Source organism: Algibacter pacificus (assembly GCF_008033385.1).
GTDB lineage: Bacteria > Bacteroidota > Bacteroidia > Flavobacteriales > Flavobacteriaceae > Algibacter > Algibacter pacificus.
The window spans coordinates 22,676-35,016 of sequence record NZ_VOGY01000007.1 but is presented as its reverse complement, the minus strand read 5'-3'; the positions used below and the strand labels follow the sequence as shown (position 1 = coordinate 35,016).

General features: G+C 31.5%; 7 protein-coding genes. 4 read left to right on the top strand and 3 right to left on the bottom strand.

What is annotated here, in order from left to right; genetic code table 11:
* Nucleotides 1–80 precede the first annotated feature (80 nt).
* Entirely contained in the window at nt 81–1,856 is a 1,776-nt protein-coding gene (argS, locus tag FQU21_RS11450) for an arginine--tRNA ligase (RefSeq protein WP_147678150.1), read from the top strand.
* A gap of 169 nt (nt 1,857–2,025) precedes the next feature.
* Here argS and FQU21_RS11445 read toward each other — a convergent pair whose 3' ends face one another.
* From FQU21_RS11445 to FQU21_RS11435, 3 genes are all read right to left on the bottom strand, one after another.
* Entirely contained in the window at nt 2,026–3,075 is a 1,050-nt protein-coding gene (locus FQU21_RS11445; protein WP_147678149.1) for a nucleoid-associated protein, read from the bottom strand.
* A 49-nt stretch (nt 3,076–3,124) separates the two neighbouring features.
* Nucleotides 3,125–5,554: a ribonuclease HII gene (locus tag FQU21_RS11440; protein ID WP_147678148.1), complete on the bottom strand. Its 2,430-nt coding sequence runs from the start codon at nt 5,552–5,554 to the stop codon at nt 3,125–3,127.
* A 115-nt stretch (nt 5,555–5,669) separates the two neighbouring features.
* A complete protein-coding gene (locus FQU21_RS11435) occupies nt 5,670–6,254 on the bottom strand; it encodes a ribonuclease HII (protein WP_147678147.1) in 585 nt (194 codons plus the stop codon).
* A 382-nt stretch (nt 6,255–6,636) separates the two neighbouring features.
* Here FQU21_RS11435 and FQU21_RS11430 point away from each other — a divergent pair, with 382 nt between their 5' ends.
* The 3 genes from FQU21_RS11430 to FQU21_RS11420 all read left to right on the top strand — a co-directional run bounded on the left by FQU21_RS11430 (nt 6,637) and on the right by FQU21_RS11420 (nt 12,340).
* Nucleotides 6,637–7,254, top strand: a complete 618-nt coding sequence (locus tag FQU21_RS11430; protein ID WP_147678146.1) for an RNA polymerase sigma factor — start codon at nt 6,637–6,639, stop codon at nt 7,252–7,254.
* A 90-nt stretch (nt 7,255–7,344) separates the two neighbouring features.
* Complete coding sequence (locus FQU21_RS11425; RefSeq protein ID WP_147678145.1) at nt 7,345–8,592, top strand: FecR family protein; 1,248 nt, start codon at nt 7,345–7,347, stop codon at nt 8,590–8,592.
* Nucleotides 8,593–8,818: 226 nt separating this feature from the next.
* The gene (locus FQU21_RS11420; protein ID WP_187269375.1) at nt 8,819–12,340 is read left to right on the top strand and encodes a SusC/RagA family TonB-linked outer membrane protein; all 3,522 of its coding nucleotides are present in this window, start codon (nt 8,819–8,821) and stop codon (nt 12,338–12,340) included.
* Nucleotide 12,341 lies beyond the last annotated feature (1 nt).

Sequence of the window (12,341 nt, the reverse complement as noted above, 5' to 3'; positions counted from 1 at the left end):
AATTTAAATACATCTAAAAACCTTTTTTATAAGCGCTCCGAAATAAATATTTTATCTTTGCGCACTTAAAGTAACAATACATGAATCTTCAAGAAACCTTATCAAATCAAGTAAAACAAGCTGTTTTAGCTTCATATAAAGTAGAATTAGAAACAGTTGAATTTCAAGCCACTCGTAAAGAATTCGCTGGAGATATTACGGTTGTGGTTTTTCCTATGTTACGTTTTGTAAAAGGAAACCCTGTTCAAATTGGTGAAACTATCGGGAATTATTTGGTTGAAAACGTGAGTACTGTTAAAGGTTTTAACGTGGTTAAAGGGTTTTTAAATATTGAAATTAGCGATTCTTATTTTGTCGATGCTTTTAATACAATAAAAGACGATACGACTTATGGTTTAGTGTCGCCATCGGCAGATGATAAATCGGTTATGGTTGAGTATTCTTCGCCTAACACCAATAAACCACTCCATTTAGGCCACGTAAGAAACAACCTTTTAGGCTATAGTGTTGCCGAAATTTTAAAAGCTTCGGGTAAAAAAGTTTATAAAACCCAAATTATAAACGATCGTGGTATTCATATTTGTAAAAGTATGTTGGCTTGGCTTAAATTTGGTGAAGGAGAAACTCCTGAGTCTACCGGATTAAAAGGCGATAAATTAGTGGGAAATTATTACGTAAAATTCGACCAAGAATATAAAAAAGAAATTCAGGATTTAGTAGCCAAAGGAAGCACTGAAGACGAAGCGAAGAAGAACGCCCCTATTTTAGTTGAAGCGCAGCAAATGCTTTTAAAATGGGAAGCTGGTGATGATGAAGTCGTGTCGCTTTGGAAGAAAATGAACGGGTGGGTTTACGATGGTTTTAATGTGACTTATAAAAATTTAGGTGTCGATTTTGATACCTTGTATTATGAAAGTAACACCTATTTATTAGGAAAAGAATTTGTGGAGCAAGGTCTAAAATCTGGTGTCTTTGCTAAAGAAGACGATGGCTCGGTTTGGTGCGATTTAACCGAAGAAGGGCTTGATAAAAAAATAGTACAACGCTCGGACGGAACAGCCGTTTATATGACGCAAGATATTGGAACAGCCATACAGCGAATTAAAGATTTTCCAGATGTTGGCGGTATGGTTTATACCGTAGGAAACGAGCAAGATTATCACTTTAAAGTCTTGTTTTTAATTCTGAAAAAATTAGGATTCGATTGGGCCGAAAATCTATATCATTTAAGTTACGGGATGGTAGATTTACCAAGCGGAAAAATGAAAAGTCGTGAAGGAACCGTTGTTGATGCCGATGATTTAGTAGATGAAATGGCTAAAACCGCTGGTGAGATTTCGGAAGAATTAGGAAAACTTGATGGGTATTCTGAAGCTGAAAAACAAGCACTTTATAAAGTGATTGGTTTAGGAGCTTTGAAATATCATATTTTAAAAGTAGATCCTAAAAAACGTATTTTATTCGACCCCAAAGAATCTATCGATTTTCAAGGAAATACCGGACCTTTTATTCAGTATACTTATGCGAGAATTCAATCTATTTTAAGAAAAGCTGATGTTGACGATTCTGAAATAAAAAGTACCGATTTACATCCAAAGGAAAAAGAATTAATTAAGCAATTGCAGTTGTTTCCAGAGGTTATACAGAATGCAGCAGAGCAACACAGTCCTGCTTTAATAGCTAATTATACTTACGATTTGGTAAAAGAATTTAATTCGTTCTATCAAAACGTATCTATTTTAGGTGCCGATAACAATGATGAAAAACAATTAAGAGTCGCTTTATCTCAAACGGTAGCAAATACTATAAAAACAGCATTTTCATTATTAGGAATTCAAGTTCCGGAACGTATGTAATGCTTATAAAAAGATAAAAGACCGCTTCGCTGTTAGAATCAAGAATCAAGATTTTATTGTAGTGGTTAAAATAAAAAGTCGGCTTTTCATTTAAGAAAAGCCGACTTTTTATTTTGCCTAAAGCCTAAAGCCTAAAGCCTAAAGCCTAAAGCCTAAAGCCTAAAGCCTTCTAGGCTTCCTCATTAAAAAACACTTTGTAATAGTGCATTTTCTTTTCGTCGTCATAGCCACGTTCTAAATATTCTTCCGAGGCATCGGGTGCATCAATATCTAGTTTTATTTGTATGTTGGTGTCTAATTTAATATCGGTTTTTATCTTGCGTTTTTCTTTGGTAACAACGGCTTCAGCAACATCAAACTGGTTTCTTATAATGTAGGTTTGCTCGCCTTCAAATTCTTTTTTATAAGAGTCGAATTCCTTTTTATGTTTGTCTTCTTCAAACAATTCATCTTTAAAACGTTCTATATTTACAACTTCATTTTCTTTAAAAAAGTCGATAGATTTTGCTAAAAACGTATTTTGCTCTTTGGCACCGTAATTAGGTTTTAAAACCTCGGTAGAAAACTCTTTTATAAGTTCAATATATTGTTGTGTGTGGTTGTTGGCATCATCGGCATACTTAATATTTAAAAAGTGATTTAGCCAATATGCAGCATCATAACTATTGTTATCCACACTTAAAATAATATTGCCTTCACCATCCGATTGGTTTAAAATTAAGCAGCCTTTGTCTACTTTTTTAGAGCTAATTCCTTTTTGGACTAAAACATCATAGTTGTTGTTTTCTAAATAGGTTTGGAAGAAATTCACCTTACTTTCAATTTTAAAAATACCAAGCGCATTTGTGGTGATATCTCTAAATTCAATTCCTTCGAACATCACGACTAAAACATCACCTGTTTTTATTTGTGCCGAGCTAGATTGTTCGTATAAATGCGTGACGATGTGTTTAGAAACTTCAATAAAAGACTCTTCATCATTAAATATTTGAGCGCTGTAACTATTTATTTCGTTTAGCGTAATGTTGGCGTGATGGTTAAAACGATAACTCTGTACAACACTCCCAAAAGGGCGAAGCAAAAACGGTAGCATAAGCTCGTAACTGGCTTCGTCAAATTCTACGGTTTTATCGGAAAAGGCATTTTTGGTATCGTTAAATTTATTGCCAACTTTATGAATGATAAATTTTGAAATTTCGGCGTTTTTTCTTGTAATCATTAAGTGTGTTTTTTTAAAAGTAGAATAGTTTGAGTGTTAACTAAAAAAGTTAATTTATTTGATAAAGTAAAACTGAATTAGAATCTCCTTTGGTCACAAATTCTAAGTTTCTGTCTTTATCGGCGTTTGCAAAGTCTATTTTAGAATTGGCATAAACAGGAAAGTTGGGGAGTAATTTTGCTTGACTATCAAATAAATATGTTTTCTGAGATTGTAAATCGGTTATCGAAACATAAATTTTATTGTTAATATAAAATATCGCGGCATCGGCGTAATTTCCGTAGTCTAAATTTAGGGTTTTACTTCTAATGGTGAGTTTGTTTTCCGATTGATACACCAATGTTTTACTGGTTGTAGCTAGGTTATGTTGGGACGATAGATTTAAGTTTTGCGTAGCCACATTTCCTTTGGAATCAATACTTATCAAGTCGCCTTTATTGGTTGTAGTTGTGAATTTACTGAGGTAAATATACATAGGTTTATTGGAAAAAGACAGGGTAGTTTTGGGTGTCACTCTTGTTTTTCCTGTGCGGTCCAAAATTAAAAGTTTGTCTTCCGTTTTAATGGTAATATAATCTTTAGAGCCTATTCTAAAATGCTGTGGCTGAGAAATAATGGTGTTTTTCGCCGCTTTAAACGTAAAACCTTTTACCGTTTTTCCTTTGGCATCGTACATTAAAACGTTTTTACCTTGGGTTACTAAAAGGCGGTATCTTTTATTGTTGTCATAATCGAAAACCGAAAGTGGCTGCGTAATGGCATCATTAAATTTCAATGGAAATGGCGATACATCGTTACCTTTTCTATCCAAAACATAAACCCTATTTGGCGTTGCAAAAACTAACTGTAAGCGTCCATTTTTATAAATATCAATTTGCTCAATTTTACCTAAAACGGGACCGTGTAATTGTTTTTTCCACTGTATTTTTCCACTGTTGGAGATTAAATATAAATTGTTTTGAATGTCTTGCACCACAATGTCTTGTTGTTTGGTAATGTGGTTGGTTACAAACTGCGGGGTGTTTAGTAAATCGGCTTCGAGTTTTATATTAAATTCTTCGGAAACCGATTGTTCGGCTGCTTTGGTTTTGTTCTTTTTAATAATGCCGTTAACATGAGCAAAATTAGTGTCGTATATAAATTGTAACGCTGAAGTTTTATAAGTATCCAAGTTGAAATTTATAGAATCTTTTATATTTTTTTGTAAAAGGTCTTTTAAACCATTTGAATTGGTTACCATTAAAATAGAAGCCGCATCGCTTAATTCTTCCTGAATAGTTTTAAAATAAGTTCTGCTGCTTAACGTTGTTTTGTTTTGGTAGTTGGAAATAATATTTTGAAGCATTTCTAAATCTTCGGCAAATACAAAAAAGTAATCTAAAATACAATATAATGTCGCTTGTTTTGTGGAAACCAGTGGTGAAAATACTTCTGAAAATAAGTTAGGTGTACTAAAATTATAAATAGAAATATCTCGATAGGTTTCAGCTACAGTTTGTTCGGCTATTAAAGCGTCTTTGGTGGCAATAATATCCGATGAGTTTAAAACTATAGCACGATTTTTACCTTCGTAAATCACGCCAACTTCATGAACATCTTCAAACAAATTTGTAGAAATAACTGTAGAATCTTGTTTACTGAAAAGGGCTAAGTTGTTTTTAAAAACCTCGAAATTATTAAAGGTGAAACTGATAAAACCATCACTGTTTGATGGTGTGATATCTTGTGTTTTGTTAATCTGCGGAATGGTGTTTTTAAAGGCATTAATTAAACTTTTGGTAGAATCTGTTGCTTTTGTAATCCCATTAAAATATAAGTCGCTTTGGCTAAGTTCGGCATCTAAAGCAAGCATGTTCGTAAAGGTTTTTAGCTGAAGTGAATCGTCAATAAATAGCGATTTTAAAAGCCTTGTATTGTTGTTAATAATAACCGATAAATTGGCGTTGTTGGTACTGTTATAAATTTTTTGCTTTTCTTCATTTAAAGTGGTCTCGTTAAAAGCATTTTCAATATTTTTTTTAGATGAAGAAGCTATAAAAACACTATCTATAACCGTACTGTAAAAGCTGTTTTTATTGAGAGTGCTTTTTAAAATGGTATGCTTTTTAAAAGGAAGGATTTCTTTTTTATAGTTGGCTAGCGAATCTGTAACAAATAAACTGTCGTGATATTTTGTAATAATTGTATAATTTAAGTATGCTTTTTTTGTTTGAGAAAAACAAATTAATAAAGGATTATTAGATTTTAAAACGTTTAGATTTTCGAGTTTACTTTCTAAATTAGTATACGTTTTAGATTTTGAAAATTCTTGGATTAGCTCATTATTATTAATGCTATTTTGAAGGCTTTCAATATTTCTCGCTTTTATAACAACCGTACTGTTTTTAGGAATAAAATCTATGAGGTTTGTACGCTTTTTATTCGTGTTGGTACAGCTTAAAGTTATAAGAAATAAGAGGGTTAGTGAAATAAATCGCATGAAATAAGTTCGTTTTTACAAAACTACGGTTTTTCAGTTTTATAATATTAAAAAAGTAAGGATTAGAAATGTTAAATCGCGTTTGTTTAAAGCTTTAAAAATTAAAGACAAATAATTATTCGTCTGGTAAAAGTTTAAAGGTTTTTCTGTGGTATTTGGTCACTCCAAATTCTTTTATAGCGCGGCGATGTTCTTTGGTAGGGTAGCCTTTATTTTGTTTCCAATTATACATGGGGAATTCTTCATGAATTTTATTCATATATAAATCCCGATAAGTTTTGGCTAAAATAGATGCTGCAGCAATGCTTAAATATTTACCATCGCCTTTTATTATAGTTTCAAACGGAATGTCTTTAAAAGGTTTAAATCTATTCCCGTCAACAATTATAAATTTAGGTTGGGGTTCCAATTGCTCGATAGATTTATGCATGGCCAAAATAGAAGCGTTTAAAATGTTTATGCTATCTATTTCTTCTTGAAAAACATGAGCAACAGCAAAACTTAACGCTTGTGTTTCTATAATGGGTTTTAAGATATCGCGTTTTTTTTCACTAAGCTGTTTGGAATCATTTAAAATGGAATTCTTAAAGTTTTCTGGTAAAATTACGGCCGCAGCAGTAACGGGGCCAGCCAAACAACCACGGCCAGCTTCGTCGGTGCCGCATTCTAAAATGATGTTGGAGTGTGTGTGTAAAAGCATATTTGTTTTATTGATTCAAAAATAAAAACTTTTAAGCAGTGAGACTTGTATTACAAGCTAAATATTATGGTTTTGTTTAACTATCAATATTTAATGTTTTTTATTGTGTTAATTTGAGTATTTAATAAAATCGTAAAGTTTTATTTGTAAAAATCATTAAATGTTAGGTTTTGTGTTGTTTTTTAATACTTTTCTTTGTTTTTTTAGGATTATATTAAGAGTTTTGTCTTTATAAACTTTTCAAAAGTTTATTGGATTAGGTGAATTTTTGATATTTAACTGTCATTTTCTTTTTTATCGTAAAATGTATATAATTTTAAACTTCAGCATGTTTTATAAAAATGGCAGTTGCAAGAGTTTTATAAATATATTAATACATTAAATTATCATTGTTATCATTAAACAGAAATCTAAAATAGAAGAGGAAACGTGGTCTAAATTTGTAAGTGGTGATAAAAATGCTTTTTCATCTCTTTATAGTTTACACATAGATTCTTTATTTTCTTATGGTATGCGATTGAAACCAGATAGAGATTTTGTGAAAGATTCCATTCAAGATGTTTTTTTAGATGTTTATGAACATAGAGCAAAGCTTTCTGTGCCTAATAATATTAATTTTTATTTATTTAAAGCACTAAAACGAAATATATTTAAAAAGTTAAAAATAGAGAGAAAAGCTGACGATTTTAGACCGTTAAGTACCATGGATTTTGTTACTGAATATAATATTGAGAATGAAACTATTGGAAAAGAAATCGATAAACGGAAAAAAGAAATTGTGACTCAATTAATGAAAGAACTCACGCCTAAGCAACAGGAAATTTTGTATTTAAAATTCACAAAAGGATTTAATTATATCGAAATTTCGCAAATAATTGGGATAGATCATAATTCGGTACGTAAACAAGTTTATAGGGCTATAAAAAAAGCACGTGAAAACCCTATTTTTAAAGAGCATTCTAATATTATTTTTTTTATGCTATATCCTAGTTTAACTTAATTTACCTCATAATTAATGCTGTATTTAGCATAGAATTTTTAACTCGAAATGTTGGAAAAATAGTTCTGCGTTAAAAAAACTTTAAAAAAAGTGTCCACAAAAATAAAGTTTTGCCCCCTGTATATATATAGACCTAAAATTATTAAACCTTATTCTAAATATATTGAAGATAACTTTTTTGTAGATTGGATATATAAACCAACCCCTGAAAGTGACGTTTATTGGGAAACCTATCTCTTAAAAAACCCACAAGAGCGAAAGATAATTTCAGACCTTAAAGAAATTTTGTTAGCCATAAAAACAGGCGATGAAAATTTAACTGAAATAGAAAAAGAGGAAATGCTTAAAATCCTTTTGGATAAAATGGATTACTCTAAAAAACCTACAAGAGAATTCAATTTTGTTAAAAAATATTTTAAATACGCCGCCCTGCTATTTGTTATGTTAGCAATAAGTATGTTTTTTATCAATAAGGATGATAAAACAAGTAAGGCTCTGGTTAAAGATTTAGAGATATTGTCGTTAGATTCTATAACCAACACGCAATTGGTTTTAAAATCTGGAGAGCCATTTTTAATTAATAAGGAAGAATCGAAAATTAAATATACTAATGCTGGTAATATCATTGTGAATGCTAATGATACCATAAATAGTGTAACTAATGAAAACCAATTGGAGGAGACTTATAATAAATTATTGGTGCCCTATGGAAAAAGGAGTAAAATAACTTTATCCGACGGCTCTGTTGTACATCTTAATGCAGGCACAAAATTTATATTTCCAGAAAAATTTCTTTTAAAAGAACGTACTGTTATTTTATCAGGTGAAGCCTTTTTTGAAGTAAAACCAGACAAAGAACACCCTTTTATTGTGAAAACCATGGAAGAAAATTTTTCAATAGAAGTTCTAGGTACTAAATTCAACATATCTGCCTACCCAACAGATGGCTATATTTTTACAGCTTTAACAGAAGGGAAGGTTAATGTTGTGGAAAATGGATTTTTAAACAACAAAAAAACAGTATTACAGCCAGGTCAATTAGCTACATGGTATAAAAATGAAGAAAAGGTTGAAGTCAAAGAAGTAGATGCATATAAATACACCCTATGGACTTTAGGACTCTTGCATTTTGAAAGTGAATCTGTCATAAATGTTATTAGAAAAATTGAACGTTTTTACAATATAAATATAGAATTAGACGAAAAATTAGATGTCTATAAATTTAAAATAAGTGGAAAATTAGATTTAAATGACAAGATTGAAAAAACACTTGAAAACTTAATGTTTATAACAAAATTTAAAATAGAAAAAAGAAATGAGAAATACATTTTAAAATAAAAAAAAACAGAGAATGGGCCAACATTCTCTGCATGTAACGCCGTTAAAGTAACAGCTAATTAATGCTTAATTAAAAACAATCAAATTTATGAAAAAAAATCAAAATTCTTGTAACATCTTATTGGATTTCAGGAATAAAACTCTATTTATTATGAAAGGGCTCAGTTTATTTTTACTTCTGTTTGCATTTTATTCTTTCTCAAATTCCTATTCTCAAACCACTAAATTGAAAATAGATCTTCAGGAAGCTACAATAATGAATGTTATTAAAACAATTGAAGATCAAAGCGAATTTGTTTTTATTTATAAAGATAATATTTTGCCTGAGTTGAAAAAAGTGGTGGGACATGTTCAAATTAAGGATAAAACGATAAACAAAGTTTTAGAAAGAATATTAGATACCAATATATTTAGTTACTCTATTAACGAGCGACAAATTATTCTAGATAAAAAAGAACAAGCTTCTAATATTCAACAACAAACAATTTCGGGTACTATTACCGATACAAATGGAGTTCCCGTTGCTGGAGTTACTGTTATTGTAGATGGTACAACACGCGGTGTTGTTTCAGATTTTGATGGAAACTATGCTATTAAGGCAGAAACGGGCGAAGTGCTTAAATTTAGCTTTGTAGGCTTAAGCACTAAGTTTATTACTATTGGAACTTCAGACACGATTGATGTTGTAATGACTGAAGATGTGGAAAGCCTAGATGCCGTGGTGGTTACCGGGTATCAAAAAATTGACAGAAAACTTTTTACAGGTTCGGCGGCAACTATTAAAATGGAAGACGTAAAACTGGATGGAGTTGCCGATGTTGCAAGATCGCTACAAGGTCAAGTTGCAGGTGTGGAAATTGAAAATGCTTCAGGGACCTTTGGTACGGCTCCGGTAATTAGAATTAGAGGTAACTCTTCAATTAACGGTATTAATAAACCATTATGGGTTATTGATGGTGTTGTTTTGGAAGATGCAGTAGAATTATCAAACCAAGATATTACTACTGGAAACTTAGAAACTATTTTAAGTTCGTCTACCGCAGGTATTGGGCCTAACGATATAGAATCGTTTACTGTATTGAAAGATGCTTCGGCAACGGCACAGTACGGGGTTCGAGCTTTAAATGGTGTTATCGTTATTACTACAAAAAGAGGAGAAACGGGTACACCACGTATTAATTTCTCTAGTAGCTTAACAACAAGAACAAAGCCAACTTACGATCAATTTAATATCTTGAATTCTGGTGATGAAATGGCTATTAATCAAGAATTATATGAAAAAGGCTGGATTGATATTGCGACCTCTAATACCGCTAGAAATCATGGAGTGTTTTCTGATATGTTTTATAAAATTAGAGAGAATGAAATAAACTGGGGGCCAGGAGGTACACCTAATTATGATTATTTACAACGTTATGCGGATGCAAATACCGATTGGTTTGATGTTTTATTTAAGAATTCATTTGTAAAAACAAATAGTTTAAGTTTTAGTTCTGGTACAGAGAAGTCTAAATATAGAGCATCTATAAGCTATATGGATGACGAAGGACAAACTATTGCTGATGATGCCAAAAATTTAACGGCTAATTTAAATGCAGATTTTAAAATTGCAGAAAACATAAGTGTTGGGTTTAAATTAACTGGTAATGTTAGAGATCAGAGAATTGCAGCTTCTCAAGATAGAACTTTTGACGCCCTTTCGGGAGTGTTTGAAAGAAACTTCGATATTAACCCGTTTAACTTTGCTTTATACACAAGTAGAAGTATGACGCCTTACGATGAAAATGGTGATTTACAATTTTTTAGAAGAAACTGGGCGCCTTTTAATATTTTATACGAAGTAGAGCATAACCGTACAGATTTAGATTTAACAGATTTGTCTTTACAAACTAGTTTTAATTGGGAAATAAATGAGAACTTTACATTTAATACCGTTTTACAAGGAAGATGGTATAGTAGTGCTGCAGTACAAACCGTACATGAAAACTCTAATAATGCAGCAGCATATAGAGCAGGAAATCCCATTATAGCAAATAGCAATATTTTCTTGTTTGATGATCCTGAGGCTCCTGAACTATTGCCTTATAGTGTATTGCCTAATGGAGGTTTTAGAAAAACAACAGATAATACGCTTATTAACTACTTTATGCGTAATACCCTTAATTATTCTAAAAGATTTGGTGATAACCATCAAGTAGATGTTCTTGTTGGACAAGAAATAAGATCCAGTGATAGAACAAAAGAATATAGTGAAGGCTGGGGATATTTATTTGATAAAGGAGGGCTAGTTATTAGTGATCCTAATTTTATTAGATATTTAGATTCAAGGGGGGATGATTATTTTGAAGTAGAAGAAACTAGAAATAGAGCTTGGGGTACCTTTGCTACAGGTGCTTATGCTTTTAAAGGAAAATATATTGCAAATGCTACTTTTAGATATGATGGTGATAATAGAACAGGGAAATCTAAAACCGCCCGTTACCTTCCTACATGGAATATAAGTGGAGCATGGAATATTCATAAAGAATCTTTTATGGATAATGTAGATTGGGTAAACTTATTAAAACTTAAATCTACTTATGGTTTATCTGGTTCAAACCCCTATGATGCAAGTGCAGGTTTAATCGTTAGAGGTGAAGAGCCATTACGACCACAGTCTGGAGAAAGAGAAATAGCATTAGTTATAGATCAATTGGAAAATTCAGAATTAACTTTCGAGAAATTATATGAATGGAATATTGGTTTAGAAACAGCATTTTTGGACAATAGATTAGGACTTGAAGTTGAATATTATAGAAGAAAATCGGAAGATTTAATTGGATGGGTAGAAACTAACGGAGTTGGAGGAGAATCTAGAAAATTAGGTAATATTGGCGAGTTGGATCGAAACGGTTTTGAGTTTACTTTAAGAACCACTAACATTGAAACCGAAAATTTTAGATGGACATCTAATTTTAATTACAGTTTTTCTGAAAGTGAAATTACAAATTGGCAATCGCGTGACCGCATAGGTGATGCAATTAGTAGAAATGGTGGTAACTTTGTTGGATATCCAGCCGGAGCATTATTTTCAATTCCATTTGCAGGTTTAGATTCTAATGGTATTCCAACGTTTTATGATAAAGATGGAGGAACAATTCAAACATTAAACTTACAAGAAAGAGAAGATGTATTGGATTATGTAATTTATGATGGACCAACAGAACCTACTTTTTTCGGTGGATTTAACAATACTATTTCATATAAAAATTTAGATCTTAATTTTGGGTTTTCTTACCGAGGTGGAAACAAAATTCGTTTGGATGATTTATACGATGTACGTTTAAGCAGCGGGTCTTCAAGTCTATATGATGATTTTAGTTCCCAATCTGGAGATTTAATAAACAGATGGTCTTTACCGGGAGATGAGAATGTTACAAATATTCCAGCTATTCTTTCTGCTCAAGCAGTAGAAGCATTAAGATCTCAAGGTTATAACCCTTTTGATTTATATAATAAAAGTGATATTAGAGTTGCAGATGGCGATTTTGTGAGACTTAAAAATATAAAGCTTAGTTATAGGTTTCCTAGTAGTTTTATAGATAAAACTTGGATGAAATCTGCATCTATGAGTTTGTCAGCGCATAACCTTTGGTTAATCTATTCCGATGATAAATTAAACGGTGTAGATCCAGAGTTTTTCCAAACGGGTGGTGTTTCATTACCATTAACAAAAACCTATACATTTACCCTTAACTTTAATTTTTAAT